General features: G+C 66.7%; 22 protein-coding genes. 10 read left to right on the plus strand and 12 right to left on the minus strand.

Annotated features, from left to right (window positions below):
- Positions 1-12: 12 nt before the first annotated feature.
- Positions 13-438: a VOC family protein gene (locus tag ACSQ9I_RS30365; protein WP_436306191.1), complete on the plus strand. Its 426-nt coding sequence runs from the start codon at positions 13-15 to the stop codon at positions 436-438.
- A gap of 12 nt (positions 439-450) precedes the next feature.
- Here ACSQ9I_RS30365 and ACSQ9I_RS30370 read toward each other — a convergent pair whose 3' ends face one another.
- Positions 451-582, minus strand: a complete 132-nt coding sequence (locus ACSQ9I_RS30370) for a hypothetical protein (RefSeq protein ID WP_436306192.1) — start codon at positions 580-582, stop codon at positions 451-453.
- A 148-nt stretch (positions 583-730) separates the two neighbouring features.
- On the opposite strand from ACSQ9I_RS30370, the gene ACSQ9I_RS30375 reads away from it, so the two are divergent.
- The 4 genes from ACSQ9I_RS30375 (at position 731) to ACSQ9I_RS30390 (ending at position 3,458) form a co-directional block, all read left to right on the plus strand.
- Positions 731-1,690, plus strand: coding sequence for a M14 family zinc carboxypeptidase (locus tag ACSQ9I_RS30375; RefSeq protein WP_436315858.1), 960 nt, complete (start codon positions 731-733; stop codon positions 1,688-1,690).
- Positions 1,687-2,445: an alpha/beta fold hydrolase gene (locus ACSQ9I_RS30380; RefSeq protein WP_436315657.1), complete on the plus strand. Its 759-nt coding sequence runs from the start codon at positions 1,687-1,689 to the stop codon at positions 2,443-2,445. The genes ACSQ9I_RS30375 and ACSQ9I_RS30380 overlap by 4 nt, the downstream gene beginning before the upstream one ends.
- A 346-nt stretch (positions 2,446-2,791) precedes the next feature.
- Complete coding sequence (locus ACSQ9I_RS30385; protein WP_093107141.1) at positions 2,792-3,100, plus strand: putative quinol monooxygenase; 309 nt, start codon at positions 2,792-2,794, stop codon at positions 3,098-3,100.
- Positions 3,101-3,188: 88 nt separating this feature from the next.
- On the plus strand, positions 3,189-3,458 hold the full coding sequence (locus tag ACSQ9I_RS30390) for a helix-turn-helix transcriptional regulator (protein WP_436294134.1): 270 nt from the start codon (positions 3,189-3,191) through the stop codon (positions 3,456-3,458).
- A 58-nt stretch (positions 3,459-3,516) separates the two neighbouring features.
- Here the strand turns inward: ACSQ9I_RS30390 and gap are convergent, their stop codons facing one another.
- Together gap and tkt are read right to left on the minus strand one after the other, a co-directional pair.
- Entirely contained in the window at positions 3,517-4,518 is a 1,002-nt protein-coding gene (gap, locus tag ACSQ9I_RS30395; protein WP_093107137.1) for a type I glyceraldehyde-3-phosphate dehydrogenase, read from the minus strand.
- Between the two features lie 45 nt (positions 4,519-4,563).
- Positions 4,564-6,615: a transketolase gene (gene tkt / locus ACSQ9I_RS30400; protein WP_436315658.1), complete on the minus strand. Its 2,052-nt coding sequence runs from the start codon at positions 6,613-6,615 to the stop codon at positions 4,564-4,566.
- A 104-nt stretch (positions 6,616-6,719) separates the two neighbouring features.
- Here tkt and ACSQ9I_RS30405 point away from each other — a divergent pair, with 104 nt between their 5' ends.
- A complete protein-coding gene (locus tag ACSQ9I_RS30405) occupies positions 6,720-7,112 on the plus strand; it encodes an S-adenosylmethionine decarboxylase family protein (protein WP_436315659.1) in 393 nt (130 codons plus the stop codon).
- Positions 7,113-7,123: 11 nt separating this feature from the next.
- Complete coding sequence (locus ACSQ9I_RS30410; RefSeq protein ID WP_436315859.1) at positions 7,124-7,840, plus strand: nucleotidyltransferase family protein; 717 nt, start codon at positions 7,124-7,126, stop codon at positions 7,838-7,840.
- 25 nt (positions 7,841-7,865) lie between these two features.
- On the opposite strand, the gene ACSQ9I_RS30415 is transcribed toward ACSQ9I_RS30410, so the two are convergent.
- Complete coding sequence (locus tag ACSQ9I_RS30415) at positions 7,866-10,247, minus strand: hypothetical protein (protein ID WP_436315661.1); 2,382 nt, start codon at positions 10,245-10,247, stop codon at positions 7,866-7,868.
- 525 nt (positions 10,248-10,772) lie between these two features.
- Positions 10,773-12,635 carry a hypothetical protein gene (locus ACSQ9I_RS30420; protein ID WP_436315662.1) on the minus strand — a complete coding sequence of 621 codons (1,863 nt, stop codon included), beginning with the start codon at positions 12,633-12,635 and terminating at the stop codon, positions 10,773-10,775.
- Between the two features lie 249 nt (positions 12,636-12,884).
- Between ACSQ9I_RS30420 and ACSQ9I_RS30425 the strand changes: the two genes are divergently transcribed.
- Complete coding sequence (locus ACSQ9I_RS30425; RefSeq protein WP_436315663.1) at positions 12,885-14,270, plus strand: aminopeptidase P N-terminal domain-containing protein; 1,386 nt, start codon at positions 12,885-12,887, stop codon at positions 14,268-14,270.
- Here the strand turns inward: ACSQ9I_RS30425 and ACSQ9I_RS30430 are convergent.
- The 7 genes from ACSQ9I_RS30430 to ACSQ9I_RS30460 all read right to left on the minus strand — a co-directional run bounded on the left by ACSQ9I_RS30430 (position 14,267) and on the right by ACSQ9I_RS30460 (position 21,481).
- Positions 14,267-14,866, minus strand: a complete 600-nt coding sequence (locus ACSQ9I_RS30430; RefSeq protein WP_436315664.1) for a zeta toxin family protein — start codon at positions 14,864-14,866, stop codon at positions 14,267-14,269. The genes ACSQ9I_RS30425 and ACSQ9I_RS30430 overlap by 4 nt on opposite strands.
- Positions 14,866-15,234, minus strand: a complete 369-nt coding sequence (locus ACSQ9I_RS30435; protein ID WP_436306201.1) for a TA system antitoxin ParD family protein — start codon at positions 15,232-15,234, stop codon at positions 14,866-14,868. Before ACSQ9I_RS30435 ends, ACSQ9I_RS30430 begins: the two co-directional genes overlap by 1 nt.
- 47 nt (positions 15,235-15,281) lie before the next feature.
- On the minus strand, positions 15,282-16,877 hold the full coding sequence (locus ACSQ9I_RS30440) for an FAD-dependent oxidoreductase (protein WP_436315665.1): 1,596 nt from the start codon (positions 16,875-16,877) through the stop codon (positions 15,282-15,284).
- 115 nt (positions 16,878-16,992) lie between these two features.
- Entirely contained in the window at positions 16,993-18,534 is a 1,542-nt protein-coding gene (locus ACSQ9I_RS30445; protein WP_436315666.1) for a polyamine aminopropyltransferase, read from the minus strand.
- A gap of 97 nt (positions 18,535-18,631) precedes the next feature.
- Positions 18,632-18,853, minus strand: a complete 222-nt coding sequence (locus ACSQ9I_RS30450) for a DUF350 domain-containing protein (protein WP_093107114.1) — start codon at positions 18,851-18,853, stop codon at positions 18,632-18,634.
- A gap of 21 nt (positions 18,854-18,874) precedes the next feature.
- Positions 18,875-20,353: a DUF4178 domain-containing protein gene (locus ACSQ9I_RS30455; RefSeq protein WP_436315667.1), complete on the minus strand. Its 1,479-nt coding sequence runs from the start codon at positions 20,351-20,353 to the stop codon at positions 18,875-18,877.
- A 78-nt stretch (positions 20,354-20,431) separates the two neighbouring features.
- Positions 20,432-21,481, minus strand: coding sequence for an SPFH domain-containing protein (locus tag ACSQ9I_RS30460; protein WP_436294122.1), 1,050 nt, complete (start codon positions 21,479-21,481; stop codon positions 20,432-20,434).
- A gap of 159 nt (positions 21,482-21,640) precedes the next feature.
- On the opposite strand from ACSQ9I_RS30460, the gene ACSQ9I_RS30465 reads away from it, so the two are divergent.
- Positions 21,641-23,980, plus strand: coding sequence for an NADP-dependent malic enzyme (locus tag ACSQ9I_RS30465; protein ID WP_436315668.1), 2,340 nt, complete (start codon positions 21,641-21,643; stop codon positions 23,978-23,980).
- Between the two features lie 180 nt (positions 23,981-24,160).
- Positions 24,161-24,574 (plus strand): ribonuclease domain-containing protein, encoded by a 414-nt coding sequence (locus ACSQ9I_RS30470; protein WP_093107106.1) that lies wholly within the window; start codon positions 24,161-24,163, stop codon positions 24,572-24,574.
- The last annotated feature ends 33 nt before the right edge of the window (positions 24,575-24,607 follow it).

Genomic DNA, 24,607 nt, shown 5'->3' on the forward strand with positions numbered 1-24,607 from the left:
AGGAGATCCGAAATGAAAGTCCAGTCCTATCTGTTCTTCGACGGCCGCTGCGAAGAGGCGCTCGAGTTCTACAGCAGCAAGCTAGGCGCCAAGGTGAAAGATCTGATGCGCTTCAAGGACAACCCCGACCCGGCCGGCGCCGAAGGATGCGGCAACGGCTCCGGCGCGCCCATCTCGCCGGACAAGGTGATGCACGCGTCCTTCCAGATCGGCGAGACCGAGCTGCTGGCCTCCGACGGCATGGCCGCGGGACAACCCAAGTTCGAGGGCATTTCGCTCGCGCTCACCGCAAAGGACGAAGCCGAAGCCCGGCGCCTCTTCGCGGCCCTGAGCGAAGGCGGCCAGGTGCAGATGCCGATGGCCAAGACCTTCTTCTCGCCGGCCTTCGGCATGGTGGCCGACCGCTTCGGCGTGTCGTGGATGGTGCTGGCGGACTAGGGCAATCCGGCGCTAGTGGCTGGTGTGCCTGCGGGCGCTCCAGCGCGAGCGCGCCAGAGCGACCACTTCGACCACGCCCCAGACGAGGGCGCCGCCGAGTGCGCGGATGGAATGAGTCGTGGTGGGCCAGAGCATGTGAGGCATGGTCCCACCCTAAGAGCGTCATATGACACGTTGATGGCATGCAATGCCGCTATCCTGGGTTCACCCGACTTCCATTTGACGAGTGAATCCGACGGATCTGCCTGAACTGCTGGAGCTGCAGAGGCTCGCCCAGCTGGCGGGCCCGCTGATGGAGCAGCGCGTGCTGTGTGAGGTCGTGGCCGGCGAGCAGCGCTTTCCGGTCCACGCCTTCGTGCTCGGCAGCGCGCGAGCGGATGCGCCGGCGGTCGGCTTCTTCGGCGGCGTGCACGGCCTGGAGCGCATCGGCGCAGAGGTGACGATCGCCTACCTGCGCAGCATCGTGATGCGGCTCGCGTGGGACGAGACGCTGCACCGGCAACTGGAGGCCATGCGCCTGGTGTTCATGCCGCTGGTCAATCCGGGCGGGCTGTGGCTCGGCACGCGCGCCAATCCCAACGGCGTCGACCTGATGCGCAATGCGCCGGTCGAGTCGAAGGAGCGGGTGCCCTACCTGGTCGGCGGCCAGCGCATCAGCGCCGGCCTGCCGTGGTACCGCGGCCGGCAGGGCCAGCCGATGGAATGCGAGAGCGCCGCGCTGTGCGCGCTGGTCGAGACCGAGCTGCTGGGCCGGCCCTTGAGCGTCGCGGTGGATTGCCACTCCGGCTTCGGCCTGACCGACCGCATCTGGTTTCCCTACGCGCACACCTCCCGCCCGATCGCGCATCTTCCCGAGATGCATGCCCTGTGCGAAATCCTCGATCAGACGCTGCTGCATCACCGCTACGTGCTGGAACCGCAGAGCCGCCAGTACCTGGCCCACGGCGACCTGTGGGACCACCTGTACCTCGGCGCCACCAACCGGCCGGACACGGTGTTCCTGCCGGTGACGCTGGAAATGGGCTCGTGGCTGTGGATCAAGAAGAACCCGCGCCAGATCTTCTCGCGCCACGGCATCTTCAATCCGATGATCGAGCACCGGCAGCAGCGCGTGCTGCGCCGGCACATCGGCTGGCTGGACTTCATCACCCGGGCCGTGTGCAGCTACGAACGATGGCTGCCTGCCGGCGAACAGAGAGCGCATCACCGGCAGCAGGCGATGGCCAGGTGGTACGGACGACAGCCCTTATGAGCACCTGGGTCCTGCTGCGCGGGTTGACGCGTGAAAGCGGCCATTGGGGGCACTTCCCCGAGCTTCTGCGGGAGCGGCTGCCGGGGGCTCGGATCGTGGCGCTCGACCTCCCCGGCAACGGGCGCCTGAACCAGGCACGCAGCCCGGCGCGGATCGAGGCGACGATGGAAGACTGCCGTCGGCAGCTGCTAGCCCTTGGGGTCGAGCCGCCCTGGCATCTGCTCGCGATGTCGCTCGGTGCGATGGTCGCGGTGGACTGGGCCGCGATGCATCCCCAGGAGCTCGCCGGCTGCGTGCTGATCAACACCAGCCTGCGCCCTTTCAGCCCTTGGTATAGGCGCCTGCGTCCGGCGAATTACGGTACCTTGCTCGGTCTTCTGTTCGCGCGCCAGGCCGCGCGCGGACGCGAGCAAACGATCCTGCGCCTGACCAGCCGCCACCTGCAGCCGGACGCGGCCGTGATCGAGGACTGGACGGCGCTGCGCGAAGCCCGGCCGGTGTCGCCATCCAACGCCTTGCGGCAGCTGCTGGCCGCGGCGCGCTACCGTGCGCCGGTGCAGGCGCCGGCCGTGCCCTTGCTGATGCTCGGCAGCGCGCGCGACGCCCTGGTGGACGTGCGCTGCTCGCGGCGCCTGGCGCGGCAGTGGGGCGTGGAGCTGGTCGAACATCCCACGGCCGGCCATGACCTGCCGCTGGACGACGGGCCCTGGCTGGCCGAGCAGGTCGGCCGCTGGGCGGCGCGGGCCGGCGCGTAGGGCGTCATGCGGCGGAGCGTGCCCAACCAGGGCAGGCCCGACAACCTCTCGAGCCGTGTGCTGGATCGGATCGTGGGGAGAGCGCCAGCCCCGCGACCAGCGCGGCTACACGAAGTCCGCCTTCATTTCCGCGGGCCGCGACACGACGCCCTTCGGCGCCGCGGCGTCATGAGCTTCGTGACGCAAGGCATGCAACTCCACCACGCCCACGACATGCCCGAGCGCGGGTGGCGCCCGGCCGGGCCGGTGGGCGCCAGGGCTTGACGAGGGCCGCTCCCGACGCGACAGGCGCGAACGGCTTCTTGGCTCTAAATTCGACGCTCCATTCCAAGAGGAGCACCTGCCCATGATTCACGTCGTCGCCGTCATCACGGCCAAGCCCGGCCAACGCGATCGGATCCTCGAAGCCTTCCGCGCCAACCGACCCGCGGTGCTGGCCGAGCAGGGCTGCATCGAATACAACGCCACGGTGGACGCAGCCGGCATGCCGCCCTCACGCGGCTCCTTCGGCCCGGACACCTTCGTCGTCATCGAGAAGTGGGAAACGCTGGCCGCGCTGCAGGCCCATGCCGCCGCACCGCACATGGCGGCCTACGGCGCCCAAGTGAAGGAGTGGACCGAGAACCGGGTCATCCACGTGTTGGAGCCGGTGTGATACCTTGAATTACCGAGCGGTCATTATTTCTTGGCTTTCTACAGGCTCAAGACACAAAATTACCGAAAGGTAATTAAACGGAAGATCCATGACCGAATCAGCCTCGAACTTACCTGTCGGTAATTTGAACGGCACCGTCGTGCATTCCACCACCGAACTGGGCGAGCTGATCCGCCAACGTCGCCGCGCTCTGCAACTGAATCAGCTGGATATCGCCGGGTTGGGCAACACGGGGAACCGCTTCATCGTGGATCTGGAGGCAGGCAAGCCGACTGTGCAATTGCAGAAGGCACTCGACGTGCTGCAACTGCTCGGCCTCGAGGTGGTGGTGCGGCCGCGCGGCACGACGGGTCGGTGATGGGGCTTGATAACAAAAACGCGCCCGAAGGCGCGCCATTGCTTGAGGTTGAAGCGATTTACTTCGCCACCACCCGCACCATTTCCAGGCACTTGTTCGAGTAACCCCACTCGTTGTCGTACCAGCTCACGAGCTTGATGAAGGTGCCGTCCAGCGCGATGCCGGCCTCGGCGTCGAAGATCGAGGTGCGCGGGTCGCCGCGGAAGTCGGTGGCGACCACCTTGTCCTCGGTGTAGCCGAGCACGCCCTTGAGCGCGCCTTCGCTTTGCGCCTTCATTTCGGCGCAGATTTCCTTGTAGGTGGCTTCCTTGACCAGTTCCACCGTGAGGTCGACCACCGACACGTCGGAGGTCGGCACGCGGAAGCTCATGCCGGTGAGCTTCTTGTTGAGCTCGGGAATCACCACGCCCACCGCCTTGGCAGCGCCGGTGCTGGAGGGAATGATGTTCTCCAGGATGCCGCGGCCGCCGCGCCAGTCCTTGTTGCTCGGGCCGTCGACGGTCTTCTGCGTCGCGGTGGCGGCGTGCACGGTGGTCATCAGGCCGCGCTTGATGCCCCACTTGTCGTTCAGCACCTTGGCCAGCGGCGCCAGGCAGTTGGTGGTGCAGCTGGCGTTGCTGATGATGGCCTCGCCGGCGTACTTCTTGTCGTTCACGCCGTAGACGAACATCGGCGTGTCGTCCTTGCTGGGCGCGGACAGGATCACCTTCTTGGCGCCCGCGTCGATGTGCTTCTGCGCAGTTTCCTTGGTCAGGAAGAGGCCGGTGGATTCGAGCACGATGTCGGCGCCGACGTCGCTCCACTTGAGTTGCGCGGGATCGCGTTCCTGCGTCAGGCGGATCTTCTTGCCGTTGACGATGAGGGTGTTGCCCTCGACGTTGATCTCGCCCTGGAAGCGGCCGTGCACCGAGTCGTACTGGAGCATGTAAGCCAGGTAGTCGGGCTCGAGCAGGTCGTTGATGGCAACGATCTCGATGTCGTTCTTGAAGTTCTGCACCGCCGCGCGGAGAACGTTGCGACCGATGCGACCGAAGCCATTGATGCCGAGTTTGATAGCCATGTGCCTTGCTCCTGGAGGGTTGAAAACTGGGTGATGCAGTCGATGTCAGCGCTTGAGCGCCGCTTCGACCGTGGCAGCGACGTTCTCTGCCGTGAATCCGAAATGCTTGAACAGCACGCCCGCGGGTGCCGATTCGCCGTAGGTGTCGATCCCGACGACGGCTGCGACGCCGTACTTCCACCAGCCGTCGGTGGCGCCCATTTCGACCGCGATGCGCGGCGTTCCCTTGGGCAGCACGCTCTTTTTATACGCCACATCCTGGCGGTCGAAGGTGGTGGTGGACGGCATGGAGACCACGCGCACGCCGATGCTCTTTGCCGCCAGCAGCTCCTGGGCCTTCAGCGCAAGCTGCACTTCGGAGCCGGTGGCGATGATGACGGCCTTGAGCTTCTTGTTCTTGAGGCCGACGGCCTCGGGCTCGGCCAGCACGTAGGCGCCCTTGCTGATGTCGCTCAGGTCCTTCTTGGGCGAGTAGGGCAGGTTCTGGCGCGACAGCAGCAGCGCGGTGGGGCGGTCGGCGTTCTGCAGCGCGACGGCCCAGGCCACCGCGGTCTCGGCGGTGTCGCCGGGGCGCCAGACGTCGAGGTTCGGGATCAGGCGCAGCGAGGCGGCATGCTCGATCGACTGGTGCGTCGGGCCGTCTTCGCCCAGGCCGATGGAGTCGTGCGTGAAGACGTGGATCACGCGCTGCTTCATCAGCGCCGCCATGCGGATCGCGTTGCGGCTGTAGTCGCTGAAGGTGAGGAAGGTGCCGCCGTAGGGAATGAAGCCGCCGTGCAGCGCCACGCCGTTCATGATGGCCGCCATGCCGAACTCGCGCACGCCGTAGTTGATGTGGCGGCCCGGCAGGCCGTCGGGGACCTGTTCGTTGCCTTCGGTGCGGACCACGGCGCCGTCCTTGTCGAAGCGCAGGGCGGGCGTGCTCTTGGTGTTGGTGAGGTTCGAGCCGGTCAGGTCGGCGCTGCCACCCAGCAGTTCGGGCAGGGCGGCGGTGAAGGCTTCGAGCGCGAGCTGCGAGGCCTTGCGCGAAGCCACGGTCTCGCCCTTGGTGTGGGCGGCGACCACGGTGTCGAAAGCGGTCTGATGGAAGTTCTTCGGCAGCTCGCCCTTCATGCGGCGCGTGAACTCGGCTGCCAGGTCGGGGTACTGCTTCGCGTAGGCGGCGAACTTGTCGTTCCACGCGGCTTCGCGCTGGGCGCCGGCGGCCTTGGCATCCCACTCTTCGTACACGGCGTGCGGCAGTTCGAAGGGCTCGTGCGCCCATTGCAGCGCGGTGCGCGTGAGGCCGATCTCGTCGGCGCCCAGCGGTTCGCCGTGCGCCTTGGCGGTGTTGGCGCGGTTCGGGCTGCCCTTGCCGATCTGCGTCTTGCAGATGATCAGCGTCGGGCGGTCGGTGTGCTTCTTCGCCTTCTCGATGGCCTTGGACACATCCTTCACATCATGGCCGTCGATCGGGCCGATCACGTTCCAGCCGTAGGCCTTGAAGCGTTCTTCGGTGTTGTCGATGAACCAGGGCAAGACCCGCCCGTCGATCGAGATGCCGTTGTCGTCGTACAGCGCGATCAGCTTGCCCAGCTTCCAGGCGCCGGCCAGCGCCGCGGCCTCGTGGCTGATGCCTTCCATCAGGCAACCGTCGCCAAGGAAGGCGTAGGTGTAGTGATCGACGATCGCGTGATCCTTGCGGTTGAACTCGGAGGCCAGCAGCTTCTCGGCCAGCGCGAAGCCGACCGCGTTGGTGATGCCCTGGCCCAGCGGACCGGTGGTGGTTTCGACGCCGGGCGTCACGCCCGTTTCGGGATGGCCGGCGGTCTTGCTGTGCAGTTGGCGGAAGCGCTTGAGCTCCTCGACCGGCAACGCATAGCCCGTGAGGTGCAGCACGGCGTAGATGAGCATCGAGGCATGGCCGTTGGACAGCACGAAGCGGTCGCGGTCGAACCAGTGCGGATTGACGGGGTTGTGCTGGAGGTGCTCGCCCCACAGCGCAACCGCCATGTCGGCCATGCCCATCGGCGCGCCCGGATGCCCCGAGTTTGCAAGTTGTACGGCATCCATTGCCAGCGCGCGAATCGCGTTGGCCATCAAGGCTTGGTTGGCCATCTGATCGGCTTTCTGGGGGGCAGGTTAGGGGGAACCCGGTATTTTAACGGGCGCGCTTCGGGGGGGCCGTCCGGGGCAGAGGTCGGGCTGCTAGAGTGCCGCCCATGCATGGCTTGCATCTCACCGCCGACCTCCACGACTGCCGCTGCGGGACGCATTGGCTGGTGGACGCCCAGGCCGTCGGCGCGGCTTGCGTCAAGGCCGTGGAGGCTGCCGGGCTGCAGGCGGTCGGCACGCTGTTCCACACCTTTCCGGCCACGCCGCTGGGTCCGGGCGGCGTGACAGCGACCGTGCTCCTGGCGGAGTCGCACCTGTGCGTCCACACCTGGCCCGAACAGCGCGGCGTGACGCTCGATGTCTACGTGTGCAACTTTGGCGCCGACCACTCGGCCAAGGCGAGGGCGGTGATGGAGGCCCTGGAGGCGCTGTTCGTGCCGGGCCACGCGGAAAGGCACGCATTGAAGCGCGGCGCGATCGAGAAGGCCGAGGCAGCGTGAGCATCAAGGCAATGATCCTCGCCGCCGGGCGCGGCGTGCGCATGCGGCCGCTGACCGATGTCACGCCCAAGCCCCTGCTCGAGGTTCAAGGCAAGCCGCTGATGCAGTGGCCGATCGAGGCGCTGGCGGCGGGCGGCTTCACCGAGCTCGTGGTCAATACCGACTGGCTGGGCGAGCAGATCCCGCTTCGCTTCGGGCACCGCTATGCGGCTTCCGCCATTTCTTACTCGCACGAGGGCCGCGACTTCGGCGGCGCACTCGAGACGGCGGGCGGCATCGTGCGGGCGCTGCCGCTCCTCGGGGACATCTTCTGGGTGCTGGCGGGCGACGTGTTCGCGCCGGAGTTCGCGTTCACGCGGGAAGCGGTCGACCGCTTCGCGGCCAGCGGACGGCTTGCCCACCTGTGGCTGGTGCCGAATCCGCCGCACAACCTGCGCGGGGACTTCGGGATTTCGCCGGCCGGGCTGGCCTTGAACGACGCGCCGCTGAAGCACACCTTCTCGACCATCGGCCTGTACCGCGCGGCGCTGTTCGCGCCGCCGTACTGCACCATTGCCGCCGGCAATGCCCAGGGCGCCAAGGCGCCGCTCGCGCCCATCCTGCGCGCGGCGATGGAGGAAGGCCGGGTCGGCGCCGAGCTCTACGCCGGCGACTGGACCGACGTCGGCACGCCCGAGCGACTGGCGGCGCTGAATCAAAAAAAACGGCCCGCACAAGGCGGGCCGTAGACAGGCTAGATCACGGTCTGGGCGATCAGGGCACGTTGGCCGACCTGAGCGTGAAGGGCCGGCCCTCCATCGTGAAGCTGCCGCCGAACTCCATGTTCATGCCACCGGTGCCCTGCACCGGGCAGCCGCCCGATGACGCCGAGCAGGCCCCGCCGCCCGCGAAGACCACGGAACCGTAGCGGTAGTTCGACACCGCCTTGCCGGCGTAGTCCGCAATGCTCAGCACCATGTTGTCGCTTGCGAAGTTGTCGGCGTCCTCGACCGCGATCGGGTCGACGATGCGCGAGTCCTGCAGGGTGCGAACCACACTGCCGCTGTTGCCGTCGCCTGCGAACCTCACCCACTGGATCTTGCGATCGCCGCGGGAAGCCACGAGCACCTGCTGGTTCAGCGGTTCGATGGTCTTGTTCTCCGGATCGATCTTCGAGATCGCCAGCGAGGTCGCGTTCTTCCCGATCGCGACACGGCTCTTCTCGACGACGTCCGTGACCGTGGTGCCGGTGGGCACGTTGCCGAGGCCGTAGATGCGCAGCGAGCCTTCTTCGGTGGCGATCCAGGCACGGTGCACGTTGCCGAAGATGGTCGTCTTCACCGCGGTCGGCTTGCTGTCCAGCGCCACCGTGGTGATCACCGTCGGCGTCTGCTGCGGCTTGTTGGCGAAGGTGTACGGCCACTGGTTGTCGGCCTGACCCAGGTTCGTGAACTCCGTCGGACCGGTGCCGAAGTAGACGCTGTTGACGTAGCTGAACAATGGCTTCAGGTCGATGAAGGCGGCCTTCTTCTCCGACTTGGAGATGACGACTGCCACACCAGACTTGGCGTACCGGTTGGCGTTCTTGCCGGTACCCGAGAACGTCGCGCGCTTGGCCGGGTCGGTCAACGGGGAGTAGGTCCGGCCCATGAACTCGCCGTACTGCTCCGGCAGCGCCGTCTGGAACTGGTCGAAGCCCGTGGTCACGGCGATCTCGGTCGGCGCATTCATGCCCGGCAGGTCGATGTAGCCCAGCACCTTCATGAAGGCGATGTTGCCCATGTTCGGCAGGCCCGGGTACACGCCGTTCCACTCATGCCACCAGTCGTACCAAGCGCTGTACTTCGTATCGCGAATGCCGGTCGCGGTTCCGCCATTGGGGTTGTAGGGGTCGCAGTTGTTGCACAGCCCCGCCAGCGAGATCACCGCCACCTGGCCTTTGAGCGCCGTCGTGTCCCACACCGTCACCAGCGCGTATTCGCTGGTGTTGGTGATGGCGATGCCGGTCGGCACCTTGTTGGCGGGCAGTTTCACCGAGCCCCGGTTGTTCGCCGTGTTGCTGCCGGCGGTGCCGATCAGGCCGTTGTTGAAGGCCACCAGCGAGGTCGCGCAGAAGCCCGTGCGCCCGCCGCAACGCGCCACCGCCACCGGCTCGCCGGTCGTGAGGCCGGCGTCCTTGTAGGTGCTGACGTTGTAGTTGGTGCGTCCGGCGCTGCCGTCCCACGCGGCCGCTTCCTGCCAGGGCAGTTGCGGCGCTTGCGCGAAGGTGTTGTGGTCGATCGCGGAGACCTGAAGGTCGCCCACGCCCATGCGCAACGTCGTGTTGTCGGCGACGAAGCCCACGTGGGCCTGGTTGGTCGAGTACAGGCCTGCGTCCGCCAGGACCGGGCCACCGACCTGCCAGGTGCCGGCGTGGTAGCTCATCGTCTGGTCCGCGCGCTTGAACAGCGTCGGGATGCCGGTGTTGTTCACGGCCGGGGCGTTGCCATAGCGGTAGGCGATGCCTTCTGCCTTGGCGAGAACCGGTGCCATGGCGCGGTACGCGCTGGCTTGCACGTTGCCGGCGCTGTCGACGACGTCGCCGGAGACGGGTGCCGGAGCCGGAGCCGGTGCCGGCGCGGGGGCCGGGGCGGGCGCCGGAGCGGGTGCAGGGGCCGGTGCCGGGGCCGGTGCCGGGGCGGGCGCCGGAGCCGGAGCTGGCGCAGGAGCCGGCGCAGTTGCTGCACCGAGGGAATAGCAAGCCTTCACGACGAACGGCACGGGATCCTTGCCGAAGTATTCGTTCGTGCAGTTGGCGGTGCCGGTGACCGTCTTTTGAACCCACGATGATCCGGCCCCGTACTGGACCAGGGTGGCAGAGGCGACACTGAATGACGAACCCTCACCGGCGAGCCGCGTTCCCGCTGCAGGCGCGGGTGCGGGTGCAGGCGCGGGTGCGGGTGCGGGTGCGGGTGCAGGCGCGGGTGCGGGTGCGGGGGCGGGGGCGGGTGCGGGTGCGGGTGCCGGCGCCGTCGCGGTCTGCACGTAGCACGCTTTCGCCACGTATTGCAGCGGGTCGCCAAAGGTCGCATTGCTGCAGGCAACCGTGCCCGACAGCGACTTGTTCGTGTAGGTGTCGTTCGCGCCGTACTGCACGACCTGCGCCGAGCTCAGCACGAAGCTTTGATTTTCGTCCGCGACCTTGGTCCAGCTCGAATCGAGCTTGCTGATCGGCGCTGCTTCCTTGGTCGCGGTAGTTTCTGCCGGCGCGGCAGCAGCCGGAGCCGATGTTTCAGCGCCCAGGGCAGCGAAGCCTCCCCCGCCACTGCTGCCACTTCCCCCACCTCCACAACCAGCGAGCGCTCCTGCCGCAACAAACAGCAGAAGCGCGCTTTTATCTGTGACTTTCACGCAAATCCCTCCAAATTGGTTAAGTTGGGGTTTTTACGGGGGTTGCCCGGTGCGAGCAACCTCTCTTGCACTTCCTTTCCTGTGTGTTTCCGGCTCCCTAGGGCGGTGTTACCAAGGTTGTGCTTGGTGACGACTTCAACGCAAATCCAGGCACTCCGATGTTGTCTTACTTCTTACTGTCATATGGGCGATCGAAAAGGACCTGGACGCTACGGCCGCCAGACTTGGGCGCAAAAAAAAGCGGCCCGCATGGAGCGGGCCGCAGTTCAATTGAGCGCAGTTCTCAGCCGATCAAGGCACGTTGGCAGTCTTAAGCTGGAAGGGTTTGCCTTCCATCGTGTAGCTGCCGCCGAACTCGATCTTGACGTCACCAGTCGCTTGGACCGGGCATCCGCCCGGCGGCTGGCAGGTCCAGGAGCCACCACGATCAGAGAAGAACACCGGGCCATAGCGGTAGTTGGATACCTTTTTGCCGGTGTAGTCCGCAATCGTCAGCACGTGCCCCACGTTCGAGAAGTTGTCGGCGTCTTCAACCGCGATAGGGTCGACGATACGGCTGTCCGCCAATTCGCGAACCACGCTGCCGCTGTTGCCATCGGCCGCGAACCTTACCCACTGGACCTTGCGATCGCCGCGCGAAGCCACGAGCACCTGACGGTTCAGCGGTTCGAAGCTGGTGTCGTCCGGATCGATCTTGGATATGGCGAGCGAAGTCGGATTCTTGCCGATGGCCACGCGGCTCTTCTCGGTGATATCCGCGGCCGTGGTGCCGGTGGGCACGTTGCCCAGCCCGAAGATGCGCAGCGAGCCTGCTTCGGTGGCGATCCAGGCGCGGTGCACACTGCCGAACAGCGTGGTCCTGACCGCTGTCGGCCGGTCATCCAGCGCCACCGTCGAGATCACCGTCGGCGTCTGCTGCGGCTTGTTGGCGAAGGTGTACGGCCACTGGTTGTCGGCCTGACCCAGGTTCGTGAACTCCGTCGGACCGGTACCGAAGTACACGCTGTTGACGTAGCTGAACAATGGCTTCAGGTCGATGAAGGCGGCCTTCTTCTCCGACTTGGAGATGACGACTGCCACACCCGCCTTGGCGTACCGGTTGGCATTGCTGCCCGAGCCGCTGAAGCTGGCGCGCTTGGCCGCGTCCGTCAGCGGCGAATAGGTCTGCCCCATGAACTCGCCGTTCTTCTCCGGCAAGGAAGTCTGGAACTGATCGAAGCCGGTCGTGACGGCGATTTCCGTCGGGGCGTTCATGCCCGGCAGGTCGATGTAGCCCAGCACCTTCATGAAGGCGGTGTTGCCCATGTTCGGCAGGCCCGGGTACACGCCCATCCACTCATGCCACCAGTCGTACCAAGCGCTGTACTTCGTATCGCGAATGCCGGTCGCGGTTCCGCCATTGGGGTTGTAGGGGTCGCAGTTGTTGCACAGACCCGCCAGCGAGATCACCGCCACCTGGCCCTTCAGCGCCGTCGTGTCCCACACCGTCACCAGCGCGTATTCGCTGGTGTTGGTGACGGCCATGCCGGTGGGCACCTTGTTGGCGGGCAGCTTCACCGAGACGCGATTGTTGGCGGTGTTGGTGCCGGCGGTGCCGATCAAGCCGTTCTGGAAAGCCACCAGGGAAGTCGCGCAGAAGCCCGTGCGACCACCGCAACGCGCCACCGCCACCGGTTCGCCCGTCACCTGCCCGGCAGCTTTGTAGGTGCTGATGTTGTAGTTGTCGCGTCCGGCGCTGCCATCCCAGGCTGCCGCTTCCTGCCAGGGCAGCTGCGGCGCTTGCGCGAAGGTGTTGTGGTCGATGGCGGAAATCTGCAGATCGCCCACCCCAACGCGCGCAGCCGTGTTGTCGGCGACGAAGCCGACGTGCGCCTGGTTGGTCGAATACAGGCCAGCCTCGCTGAGAACCGGGCCACCAACCTGCCAAGTACCGGCGTGATAGCTCATCGTCTGGTCCGGCCGGGTCGCCAGGGTCGGGATGCCGGTGTTGTTCACGGCCGGCGCGTTGCCATAGCGATAAGCAATGCCTGCATCCTTCGCAAACTGGGCGGCAGTCGCCTTGTAGGCGTCGGCAGCCAGATTGCCGGAGCTGTCGACCACGTCATTCGGAATCGGCGTGCTGCCGGTCGTCGTGCCCGTACCCGGGTCACTCACGGCGGCGAGGCCCGCAAAGCCACCACCGCCACCACCACCCCCACCTCCACAAGCTGATAACGCGCCTGCGGCAACAACCAGGAGAAGCGCGCTTTTATGGATAAATTTCAACAAAAACACCTCCAATATGACAAAGATGTGCGTTTGTACGTGGGTGCAGTCCTACCGGGCAACCCTTCTTGCAAATCTTTTCCTTATGTGTTTCCACTCTCCCCTAGTGAAGTTACAAAGGTATTGCATAGTGACGTTATGACCGCAAATCATCAAGCCGCCCGCCGATTACATCTTTCTACTTATTTGGGCGCCGATGGCATCGCCATCATTCCCACCGCGCCCGAGCGGCCACGCAATCGGGACACCGACTTCCTGTACCGCCACGACAGCTATTTCTATTACCTGACGGGCTTCCCCGAGCCGAATGCCTGGCTGGTACTCACAAGCGAAGGTCGTGCCACGCTGTTCTGCGCGCCCAAGGATCTGGAACGGGAGATCTGGGACGGCTACCGGCTGGGGCCGGAGGCAGCGCCGGCCGCGCTCGGCGTCGACGAGGCCTTTGCGATCGACGAACTCGACGCCCGTTTACCGCGGCTGCTGGAGAACAGGTCGACCGTCTGGTACCCCTTCGCGACGCACAAGGGGCTGGAATCGCGCATCGACGGCTGGCTGTCGGCAGTGCGCGCCCGGGTGCGCTACGGCGCGCTGTGCCCCGAAGAGCAGCGCGACCTGTGCGGGCCGCTCGACGAGATGCGGCTCGTCAAGGATGCGCACGAACAGGACACCATGCGCGGCGCCGCGCAGATCAGCGCCCGGGCCCACATCCGCGCCATGCAGCTGTCGGCGCGCATGCTGCGCGAGGGCAAGGACGTGCGCGAGTACCACCTCGACGCCGAGCTGCTGCACGAATTCCGCCTCGGCGGCTCCCAATACCCGGCCTACAGCTCGATCGTGGCCGCGGGCGCCAATGCCTGTGTGCTGCACTACCGTGCCGACGCAGCACCGGTACGCGACGGCGAACTGGTGCTGATCGACGCCGGCTGCGAGCTCGACGGCTACGCCAGCGACATCACGCGGACCTTTCCGGCCAACGGCAAGTTCACCGGCCCGCAGCGCGCCTTGTACGACCTGGTGCTGGCGAGCCAGGACGCGGCAGTCGCGGCCACCCGGGCCGGGCAGCGCTTCAACGATCCGCACGAGGCCACCGTGAAGGTGCTATCGCAGGGCATGCTGGACCTGGGCCTGCTGGACGCCAACAAGGTGGGCAGCGTCGACGACGTGATCGAGCAGCGCGCCTACTTCCCTTTCTATATGCACCGCACCGGCCACTGGCTGGGCATGGACGTGCACGACTGCGGCAGCTACGTCGAGCCGACCCAGGTGGGCGAGGTGAGCGAACGCAAGGACCCGCTGTCGAACGAAGTCATCAAGAACCGGCCCAGCCGCATCCTGAAGCCGGGCATGGTGCTGACCATCGAGCCGGGCATCTACGTGCGTCCGGGCGAGGGCGTGCCGGAGCAGTTCCACAACATCGGCATTCGCATCGAGGACGACGCAATCGTCACCGAGACCGGCTGCGAGCTGATCTCACGCGGCGTGCCGGTCAAGGCCGACGAGATCGAGGCGCTGATGCGGCCCTAAGCCGCATCGCCCAGCGGGCTCAGCACCTTGCGCGCCCAGCCGGGCAGCCACGGCCCATGCGGCTGGAGTTGGCCCGCGACCACCGAGGCCACCAGGTGCGGGCCGCCCGCGTCGGTGTCCGTCGCATCGAACAGCATCGCGAGCTGCACCTCGCGCACGGCCAGGCGCAGGTTCTCGAGCGTTCGCGGATAGCGCGCCAGGATCTTGTCCGCGGGCACGCTGTGGCCGCCTTCGTGAATGCGCTGCCGCACGCGTTCCAGCAGCCGGCGCGGCTCGTCGAGGCACACGATGTACAGCACCACCTCGAAGCCGAGCGCACGCGCATCGGCGATGAGCTGCAGCTTGGAAAGATGCGAAAAGACGGTTTCGCTGACGAAGGACTGCCCGGCGCGCAGATGCGCCACGCGTTGCGCATCGGCCCAGGCCCGGGCGGCCTCGGATCGCCGGACCGCATGGCGGACATGGCCGAGCTGCTCGCGCTCGTACAGATCGGCGTTGATGAAGGGCAGCTGCGGATAGCGCGGCTGGATCAGATAACGGTAGAGCGTCGACTTGCCGGCGCCGTTGGGGCCGGCGATCAGGTGAAGAACCGGCATCAGGCCGCGTTGCGGCCACGCGCACGAGGCGCTGCCTTGGCGCGGTTCTCGGCCACCGCCACCTTGGCGCGCTCAGCCAACGCGCCGGACTGCGCCAAAGCCAGCACGTGGCCGTGCAAGGCGTCGAGTTCGGGTGAGAGGGCGGGCTGCACGTTGACCTCGACGGCGTAGGCCGCCGATTCCTCGCGCGCAATCAGCGCTTGGCTGTCCTGCGTGGACAGGCCCGCTTGCTCCAGCGCGCGGCCCAGGGTGGCCCAGTACTCGATCTGGCTGGCCACCGACCGGCGCATGGGCTGCGCCGCATTGCGCGCCTTGTCGACCAGCGCGGCCGGAAGCTTGACGGAAGCAAAGGGGGTTGCCGTGGACATGGTTTCACTCCTGATTGGCGCATTTTGCGCCAATCCGCAAAATCAGGTCAAGCAGCGGCTCCACCGGCCGCTGCCAGATGTCCGCGCGTGAACGCTTCTTCGAAGATCGAATAGCCCGACCAGTCGCTGTGCGCGAAGGCGAGCCGGCCGGCGGCGACGCGCTCACGCGCGCCGAGCTGGCCGAGCAGGCCGAGCAGGCCGGGCGCCGGTATCGCCATCGCATGGCCGTAGCGCGTGATCTCGATGCGGGTGGCGAGCCCGGCGAGGTCTGGATGGGGCAGCGAGAGTTCGGCCAGCAGGTCGTCGCGCCAGGCCGTCCATGGGCGATCGAGCAGCCGGCGGCGGCCGTCCGGCCCATCGTAGGCACTCGGGCCGAGCGGGCGATACCAGCTCAGCACGGTGGCACCCGGCGTGGGGTCCAGCGCCTGGTGGCGCGCGTCGACATAGCCGAGCCCGCGCGTGCCGTAGATCACGTTGTCCCAGCTCGGCGCCGCGCCGGGCCGGTCGGCCAGTGGAGCTCGCAGATGCGCGTTGGCGACCAGCCACGGCGCGTAGCCCAGGTGCGCGGCCGCGTGGCGCAACAGCTCGGGCGGGTTCTCGACCAAGCGCGCGGCGATGAACATCGGCAACGCAACGATGCAGCGCTCGGCCTGCCAGCGCACGCGGGAACGGGTGGCGACATCGAAGGCATCGACCTCGACCCCGGAACGGGTGTCCGCGATGCGCACGACGGCATGGCCCGCCTTCAAGCGATCGCCGAGCGGGTCGACGAGCCGGCGCGTGAGCCAGCCGTTGCCCTCGGGCCAGGTCAGCACCGCATCGCGCTCGGCGCCATCGTCTCCCGGCGCATGGAAGCCATGGCGGCTGGCGAAGTAGTGGATGCCGGCCCAGGCCGAGACCTGGGCGATGCCGGCGCCGTAGTCGTCGCGGCAGCTGTAATCGAGGTACCAGCGCAGATGCGGATCGGTAAAGCCTTCGCGATCGAGCCAGACACCGAAGGGGACGGCGTCCAGCGCCAGCAAGAGCGGCGCAGGTTGCGCCCGCAGCACGGGTATCGAGAAACGCGCCGTGTGCCGCAAGGCCTCCACGCGCTGCGAAAACCGGCGGTACTGCGTCAGCGTGGCCTCGCCCACGCCCTGCACGGGCAACAGGCCGTCCTGCCACGTGCCCTGGAAAAACAGGCGTTCCTGCGGGCTGTGGCACAGGTGGCGCTCCTCGTATTCCCAGCGGCCCGCCACGCGCCGGCGCATGCCCAGTTCTTCGAGCAGGTCCTGCACTTCATGCGCCTCGCTGCCCGGCACCGGCAGGTAGTGCGCGCCGAGCGGGCAAGCGATGCCGCCGACCTGGCCGCCGCGGCTGTTCCCGCCGGCCGTGTCCTCGAGTTCGAGCAGCACGAAGTCCTCGATGCCGGCGAGCCGCAACGCCCGTGCGGCGGCGAGGCCGGCCACGCCGCCGCCGGCGATGACGACGCGCGCACGGCGCACGCCGGCAGGCGCGCCGGCGCGCCAGGCGCCATCGCGCAACGCGTGGCCGCGCTCTACATCGATGCCGGTGAAGCCGCCTTCAATCACGTGTGGCGCCTCGCAGCCTCCAAGGGCTGCGGCCCCGGCAGCCGTAGCTGCAAGGAATTCGCGGCGCTTCATCCAGCAGCTCCTGTTCGGGGAACACCGCGCAACCGGCTTTGCCGGGCCGCTGGTGTTGCCCCCTGCAAGGGGGTTGGCGGCCACACGAAGTGGGCAAGCCTGGGGGTGGGTTCCATCAGTGACCCGTGACCTTGCCCCATTCCTGCTCGTAGGTCGTGACCAGCGTCTGGTTCGACAGCCGGTTCACTTCGGCCGGCACGCGTGCCATGTCGCGCGGGAACTCGAACAGTTGCAGCAACGCGGGCAGCGCAAGAAAGCGCAGCCCCTCGGGCATGGCATCGGGCAGCCGGTAGGGCCGCCGGCTCGCGATGATGTAGCCCCACTCGCCGAAGCTCGGCACATGGGCGTGATAGGGCGTCGCCAGAAGGCCCACCGACTCGACGGTGGCGGCCACGGTCCAGAAGCTCTTGCGCGCCACCAGCGGCGAGGTGGTCTGGACTACGGCATAGCCGCTCGCGGACAGCCGCCTGTCGAGCAGCGCATAGAAGGAGTTGGTGTAGAGCTTGCCGACCGCGAAGTTGGTCGGGTCGGGGAAATCGACCACGATCACGTCGAACATCTCGCTGGTCTGCTGCAGCCACTGGAAGGCGTCGGTGTTGACGATGCGGACCTTCGGCGACTTCAGCGCACCGCCGTTCAGCGCCGCCAGGGTCTCGTGCTCGCTGAAAAGCCGCGTCATGTGGGGATCGAGCTCGACCAGCGTGATGCTTTCCACCGAGGGGTACTTGAGGATCTCGCGCACCGCCATGCCGTCGCCGCCGCCGAGCACGGCAACTTTCTTCGGCGCACCGTGCGCGGCCATCACAGGATGCACCAGCGCCTCGTGGTAGCGGTACTCGTCGCGCTCCGCGAACTGCAGGTTGCCGTTGAGGAACAGGCGATGTCCGGCGGCGCCGCGCGTGACCACGATGCGCTGGTAGGGCGAACTCGCGCTGAACACGATGCGATCCTGGTAGAACTTGTCTTCCGCCAGCGTCGTGATGTGCTCGGAGAACACGAAGGCGCCGGCCAGCGTGGCCAGCGCCAGCACGCAGGCCAGCGCATGCGCGCCGACGCGGCGCAGCTCATGGCGAAACAGCCAGAGCGCCCACAGCGCCACCGCCGCGTTCATGAGGCCGAAGAGCAGGCCGGTGCGGATCATGCCGAGCTGCGGCACCAGGACCAACGGGAAGGCGACCGACACCGCCAGCGCGCCGAGGTAGTCGAAGGTCAGCACCTGCGAGACCAGCTCCTTGAGCATCACGTTGCGCCGCAGGATGCGCATCACGAGCGGGATCTCGAGCCCGACCAGCGTGCCGACCACCAGCACCAGCCCGTAGAGCAGCAGGCGGAAGGCGCCAGGGACGTAGGCGTTGGCGATGAAGAGCAGGGCCGGCAGCGCGCCGCCGACGAGCGCCACCATCAGCTCGATGCGCAGGAAATGCGCTGGCAGCTGGCGCTCGAAGTAGCGCGAGAGCCAGGAGCCCACGCCCATCGCGAACAGGTAGGTGCCGATGATGGTGCTGAACTGCAGCACCGAGTCGCCGAGCAGGTAGGAGCTCAGCGCCGCCGCGCTCAGCTCGTAGACCAGCCCGCAGGCCGCGACCACGAACACGCTGGCGAGCAGCGCGACTTCGACGGGCTGCGGGCCACTCCCCGCAGCGGGGCGCGCGGACATGGGCGCTTCGTTCATCGGTCGCCGCCGGGCCGCCCCAAGGCGGCCGAGCCTCCCCCGCGGGGGGTGGCGAAGCACACGTTGTGGCAAGCCGGGGGGCTCAATGGATCGCTGCGGCCACGATGACGCAGATGCCGAGACTCATCGCGGCCACCACCAAGCCGAGCGCCACGTTCTGCTTCTCGACGATCTCCTGCCACAGGTCATAAGGCGTGAGCTTGTCGATGATCAGGAAGGTGACCCAGAACACCAGCACGCCGACGACCGCGTAGAGCAGCGAGCCCAGGAAGGCCGCGGGCCGTAACCATTCAATTCCCAACATGAGGACCTCCGGAAAAAAACGTCATTTGTGGCCGCCGCCACTTGAATAGCCGCCAAAAGAGCCTCCCGAGCTGCGCGAACCGCCGCTCGAACTGCTGCAGGTGCTCAGGATGATCAACAGGATGATGATCACCACGATGATCAGGATGATCGTGCCGCAGCCGAGGCTGGAGGCTGCGCTCACGGGCAGCGCATCGCTGCGCTTGAACATGTCTTTCTTGCCGTCGAGCTTGAACGCGGCGGCCACGGCCGCGCTGTCGACCTTGCTGCCCGAGGACCAGGTCAGCTCCTTGGCCGAACGCTCCATCGACAGCAGCGCGCTGCCGCTGGCGAAATCGCGATTGAAGCTCTTCTGTCCGCGCTCGACCTGCCAGTAGAACTCGCCCGCCACGTAGCCGGTCTCGGCGTTGTAGGCGTACTGCTGCTGATAGACCTTGCCGAGGTAGGTGGCCCGCGAGCCGTTCTCGGCCATGGTCGGCGCGCCCGTGGTGGGCTTGACCATGCTCCAGCCGTCTTCGGCATCGACCAGGAAGCTGAAGCCGCGCTTCTTGTTGTAGAGCAGGTACTCGTTCCAGCCGAAATGCTCGTCGTCGCCGGGTGCCACGCCCATGCGGTGCTGGAAGCCGACGACCTGCCACTGCGCACCCAGGAACTGTCCCACGGTGCCGATCGGAATCAGCGGCTGGACCGGCTCGTCCTGTACGGCATGCTTCAGCTCGCCGCCGATGCCCTGCGTCAGGTCGATGATGCTGTTGCAGGCGCGGCAAGTGATGCTCTTGCTGTCCGCCAGGTTGACGGTGACCGGCGAGCCGCAGTTCGGGCAATTGAAGCTGCGGCCCTTCTCGTCCTTGGCCGATTCGTCGCGCAAGCCGGTGAGCTGCAGGTCTTCGAGCTGCACCGCGCGGCCGAGGTAGGCGCCCGGCGGCTGGGTGTCGTAGTCGAGGCTGAGCACCAGCCCCTTGTCGCTGCGCAGCTCGACCACCGCGAAGGGCCGGCCGAGTTCGGGCAGCCGTGGCAGCTCGCCCTGCGCCGAGACCAGCCTGACCTGCTCGTTCGAGGCCACCGTGTAGCTCTGGCCGTTGAAGGCGGTGGTGGCGCCGACGCGCAGCTCGGCCGGATCCGGGGCCTCGCGCTGCAGCTCGAAGGGCAGCGAAAAGACGAAGGCGCCGTTGTCCTCGCTCAGGATGCCGGTGCGGTCGCCGTCGAGTGCCGCGATCCACTCGGTCCAGCGCCCGCCGTCGTAGCTGTACTGCAGGCGCCCGACCAGCGTGAAGGGCTGCTCCTGGATGCGGCCGGCGGCGAACAGCTGCAGCGGGCTGAAGTCGTCGAACAGCTCCGCCATCTTGCCGGTGCGCGCGAGCGTGTCGCCCTGGCGCACCACGGTGCTCTGGCAATAGGGGCAGACGGCGTGCGTCGACTGCGCCGAACGGAATTCGACCGGCGCGCCGCAGCCGGGGCAGGGCGCGCGGTAGTAGCGCTGCTGGGAGGAGTCGGTGGCCACGAAAGGCGACGGCAGGGGCCCGCTCGCTGCGAGCTCGTCGAAGAGGGCTTCGACAAGCTCAGCCCGAACGGAACGGGCTCAGACCAGCTTTTTCAGCAGATCCGCCTTCTTGGCGTCGAATTCTTCCTGCGTGAGGATGCCCTTGGTCTTCAGTTCGCCCAGCTTCTCGAGTGTGGTCATCACGTCGGCCGGGCTGACCACCGCGACCGCGGCTTGCGCCGGCGCAGCGACCGGTGCGCCGGGCGCGCCCTGGCTCAGGCCCTGCGCGAGGTTCTGCGCCAGCACCTGGCCCAGCGCCACGCCGGCGCCCAGACCCATCGCGTCGCCCGCGATGCCGCTGCCGCCACCGGCGCCCTCGGCGAACTTCGGGATGGCCTGCGCCGTCTGGTACTGCATGAACTTGCTCATGTCGTTGCCGACCATGCCCATGCCGATCTTCTGGTCGAGGATCTTCTGCAGCTCTTCCGGCAGCGAGACGTTCTGGACCGTGATGGCCTCGAGCTTGATGCCGATCTTGGCGAACTCGGGCACCAGCTGCGCCGCGAGCGCCTGCGCGAACTGGATTTGGTTGGCTGCCAGGTCGAGAAAAGGCACGCCGCTGGAAGCGATCGCGTTGCTGATGTTCTGCAGCACCAGGCCGCGCAACTGGCCGTCGAGATCGGCCACCGAATAGATGTCGCGCGTGCCCGAGATCTCGGTGTGGAACAGCTTGGCGTCGCCGATGCGGAAGCTGTAGTTGCCGAAGGCGCGCAGGCGCACGGCGCCGAAATCCTTGTCGCGGATCGTGATCGGCTGGGGCGTGCCCCATTTCTGGTCGACCTGCTGGCGCGTGCTGAAGAAATAGACGTCGCTCTTGAACGGGGACTCGAAGAGCTTGTCCCAGTTCTTGAGGTAGGTGAGCACGGGCAGCGTCTGCGTCGTGAGCTTGTACATGCCCGGACCGAACACGTCGGCCACCTGGCCCTCGTTGACGAACACCGCGATCTGCGACTCGCGCACGGTGAGCGAGGCGCCGTTCTGGATTTCCATCTCGGCCATCGGGAAGCGCCAGGCCAGTGTTCCGTCGCCGGTCTCAGTCCACTGGATGATGTCGATGAACTGTTTCTTGATGAAATCCATCAGCGCCATGGTCGTCGCTCCTCGTCAGGTTTTTCTGAGCTGGGCATATTGCCACATCGGCTTGACGCCTCGGCGCTTTTTGCCGCCCTGCGCCTCGGGCCGTGCCCTTGGAGCCCGAGGTCTACAATCGGCGCCCCTCACAAGAAGCGTTGCACGGAGCCAAGGCACATGTCAGATCTGACCTCCCCGATTTCCACGCCCGAAGACAAGCGCGCCGAATTGCGCCGGGCCGCGCTCGAATACCACGAGCTTCCGGTCCCGGGCAAGATCGCGATCGCGGCGACCAAGCAGATGCTCAACCAGCGCGACCTGGCGCTGGCCTACTCGCCCGGCGTGGCGGCACCTTGCGAGGAAATCGTCAAGGACCCGGTCAACGCCTTCAAGTACACCGCGCGCGGCAACCTCGTGGCGGTCATCACCAACGGCACCGCCGTGCTGGGCCTCGGCGACATCGGGCCGCTGGCCGCCAAGCCGGTGATGGAAGGCAAGGGCGTCCTGTTCAAGAAGTTCGCTGGCGTCGACGTGTTCGACATCGAGATCGACGAGAAGGATCCGGCCAAGCTGGTGGAGGTCATCGCCGCGCTGGAGCCGACCTTCGGCGCCATCAACCTCGAAGACATCAAGGCACCGGACTGCTTCTACGTCGAGCGCGAGCTGCGCAGGCGCATGAAGATCCCGGTCTTCCACGACGACCAGCACGGCACGGCGATCACGGTGGCGGCCGCCATGCTCAACGGCCTGAAGGTGGTGGGCAAGGACATCTCGCAGGTCAAGCTCGTCACCTCGGGCGCCGGCGCCGCGGCGCTGGCCTGCCTGAACCTGCTGCTGAAGGTCGGCCTGAAGCGCGAGAACGTGTTCGTGACCGATCTCGCCGGCGTGGTCTACGAAGGCCGCACCGAGCTGATGGACGACGACAAGCGCCAGTACATGCAAAAGACCTCGGCGCGCTCGCTGGCCGAGGTGATCGAAGGCGCCGACGTGTTCCTCGGCCTCTCGGCCGGCGGCGTGCTCAAGCCCGCGATGGTGGCGAAGATGGCGGCCAAGCCGGTGATCTTCGCGCTGGCCAATCCCAACCCCGAGATCTCGCCCGAGGACGCGCATGCCGTGCGCAGCGACGTGGTCATGGCCACCGGGCGCACCGACTACCCGAACCAGGTCAACAACGTCCTGTGCTTCCCCTACATCTTCCGCGGCGCGCTCGACTGCGGCGCGACCACCATCACCGACGAGATGGAAGTCGCAGCGGTGCATGCCATCGCCGAACTCGCGCAGGCCGAGCAGAGCGAGCGCGTGGCTGCCGCCTATGTCGGCGAAAAGCTCAGCTTCGGTCCCGAGTACCTGATTCCGAAGCCCTTCGACCCGCGGCTCATGATGAAAATCGCGCCGGCCGTGGCCAAAGCCGCGGCCGAGAGCGGCGTCGCACTGCGCCCGATCGCGGACCTGGACGCCTACCGCGACAAGCTGCAGAGCTTCGTCTACGCCTCGGGCACCACGATGAAGCCGATCTTCGACGCCGCCAAGCGCGCGCCGAAGAAGCGCGTCGCCTACTGCGAGGGCGAGGAAGAGCGCGTGCTGCGGGCGGCACAGATCGTGGTGGACGAAGGCCTCGCCCGTCCCACGCTGATCGGCCGGCCCGCGATCATCGCCCAGCGCATCGAGAAGTTCGGCCTGCGCCTCAAGGAAGAGCTGGACTACGACATCGTCAACGTCGAGCACGACCATCGCTACCGAGACTTCTGGCAGACCTACCACCGCATGACCGAGCGCAAGGGCACGACGGTGCAGACCGCCAAGATCGAGATGCGCCGCCGCCTGACGCTGATCGGCGCCATGCTGCTGCACAAGGGCGACGTGGACGGCATGATCTGCGGCACCTGGGGCACCACCGCCATCCACCTGCATTACATCGACCAGGTGATCGGCAAGCGCCCGGGCGGCTGTCCCAACACGCCGCAGGACGTGCCGATCTATGCCTGCATGAATGGCCTGCTCCTGCCCGACCGGCAGGTATTCCTGGTCGATACGCACGTCAACTACGACCCGACGCCCGAGGAGCTCGCCGAGATCACCACCATGGCGGCCGAGGAAATGATGCGCTTCGGCCTCAAGCCGAAGGCGGCGCTGCTGTCGCATTCCAACTTCGGCAGCAGCAACCAGCCCAGCGCGGTCAAGATGCGCCAGACCCTCGATCTGCTGCGTGTGCAAGCGCCATGGCTGGAAGTCGACGGCGAAATGCACGGCGACGTCGCTTTGGACGGCAAGCAGCGTGCCGCCGTCATGCCGCACAGCGCGCTGGCCGGCAACGCCAACCTGCTGGTCTTCCCGAACATCGATGCGGCCAATATTTCCTACAACCTGCTCAAGACGGCGGCAGGCGGCAACATCGCCATCGGCCCGGTCCTGCTCGGCGCGGCCAAACCTGTGCACATTCTCACGGCGAGCGCGACTGTTCGCCGGATCGTGAATATGACAGCCCTCACAGTTGCCGACGCAAACGCCGAACGATAGGCGCAAACGCGACAGCGGTCGCTAACTTCAAAGACCCGCATAGACCCTGGCGCCTGCTCAAAGATTGAGCAGGCGCTTGCTATTTGTGCGCCCCTGGTGCACACTTGCGGCCTTGAATTTGCGGGTTAACCCGAAGGTTGCCCCCCGATTCGGCCCTCGCTCTTTTCCTTCTGGTGCCCCATGGCGGCTTACGCCTCGATCACGTCCCGTGTCTCCAAGTTTGTGCTCACTAGCTTGATGCTCGTAGCCCTCACTGCCGGAGCCCAGGCCCGTGAATGGTCCGGCACCCACGCCGTTCAGCCGGCACAGGAAACGATCGCTCTGGCCGAATTGCCGGTGCAGGGCCAGCGCACTTATGGGGCCATATTGAACGGTGGTCCCTTCCGGCATGAGAAAGACGGCACGGTGTTCGGCAACCGCGAACGCTTGTTGCCGCGAGAGCGACGAGGCCACTACCGAGAGTACACGGTCGATACACCCGGCTCGCGCGATCGTGGTGCACGGCGCATCGTCTGCGGAGGCGAGCGCACGGCGCCGGCGATGTGCTGGTACACGGCAGACCACTATGCAAGTTTCAGACGGATCGTGCCATGAGCAATGAATTGGATTGGAGCGGCGCACCCAAGC

Source organism: Variovorax sp. LjRoot84 (genome assembly GCF_964254305.1).
In the GTDB taxonomy this organism is placed as follows: Bacteria; Pseudomonadota; Gammaproteobacteria; order Burkholderiales; family Burkholderiaceae_C; genus Variovorax.

Coding starts and splice junctions, on each gene's coding strand:
- ACSQ9I_RS30365 (WP_436306191.1), top strand. CDS start 13: ATGAAAGTCCAGTCCTATCTGTTCTTCGACGGCCGCTGCGAAGAGGCG.
- ACSQ9I_RS30370 (WP_436306192.1), bottom strand. CDS start 582: ATGCCTCACATGCTCTGGCCCACCACGACTCATTCCATCCGCGCACTC.
- ACSQ9I_RS30375 (WP_436315858.1), top strand. CDS start 731: ATGGAGCAGCGCGTGCTGTGTGAGGTCGTGGCCGGCGAGCAGCGCTTT.
- ACSQ9I_RS30380 (WP_436315657.1), top strand. CDS start 1,687: ATGAGCACCTGGGTCCTGCTGCGCGGGTTGACGCGTGAAAGCGGCCAT.
- ACSQ9I_RS30385 (WP_093107141.1), top strand. CDS start 2,792: ATGATTCACGTCGTCGCCGTCATCACGGCCAAGCCCGGCCAACGCGAT.
- ACSQ9I_RS30390 (WP_436294134.1), top strand. CDS start 3,189: ATGACCGAATCAGCCTCGAACTTACCTGTCGGTAATTTGAACGGCACC.
- gap (WP_093107137.1), bottom strand. CDS start 4,518: ATGGCTATCAAACTCGGCATCAATGGCTTCGGTCGCATCGGTCGCAAC.
- tkt (WP_436315658.1), bottom strand. CDS start 6,615: ATGGCCAACCAAGCCTTGATGGCCAACGCGATTCGCGCGCTGGCAATG.
- ACSQ9I_RS30405 (WP_436315659.1), top strand. CDS start 6,720: ATGCATGGCTTGCATCTCACCGCCGACCTCCACGACTGCCGCTGCGGG.
- ACSQ9I_RS30410 (WP_436315859.1), top strand. CDS start 7,124: ATGATCCTCGCCGCCGGGCGCGGCGTGCGCATGCGGCCGCTGACCGAT.
- ACSQ9I_RS30425 (WP_436315663.1), top strand. CDS start 12,885: ATGACCGCAAATCATCAAGCCGCCCGCCGATTACATCTTTCTACTTAT.
- ACSQ9I_RS30430 (WP_436315664.1), bottom strand. CDS start 14,866: ATGCCGGTTCTTCACCTGATCGCCGGCCCCAACGGCGCCGGCAAGTCG.
- ACSQ9I_RS30435 (WP_436306201.1), bottom strand. CDS start 15,234: ATGTCCACGGCAACCCCCTTTGCTTCCGTCAAGCTTCCGGCCGCGCTG.
- ACSQ9I_RS30440 (WP_436315665.1), bottom strand. CDS start 16,877: ATGAAGCGCCGCGAATTCCTTGCAGCTACGGCTGCCGGGGCCGCAGCC.
- ACSQ9I_RS30445 (WP_436315666.1), bottom strand. CDS start 18,534: ATGTCCGCGCGCCCCGCTGCGGGGAGTGGCCCGCAGCCCGTCGAAGTC.
- ACSQ9I_RS30450 (WP_093107114.1), bottom strand. CDS start 18,853: ATGTTGGGAATTGAATGGTTACGGCCCGCGGCCTTCCTGGGCTCGCTG.
- ACSQ9I_RS30460 (WP_436294122.1), bottom strand. CDS start 21,481: ATGGCGCTGATGGATTTCATCAAGAAACAGTTCATCGACATCATCCAG.
- ACSQ9I_RS30465 (WP_436315668.1), top strand. CDS start 21,641: ATGTCAGATCTGACCTCCCCGATTTCCACGCCCGAAGACAAGCGCGCC.
- ACSQ9I_RS30470 (WP_093107106.1), top strand. CDS start 24,161: ATGGCGGCTTACGCCTCGATCACGTCCCGTGTCTCCAAGTTTGTGCTC.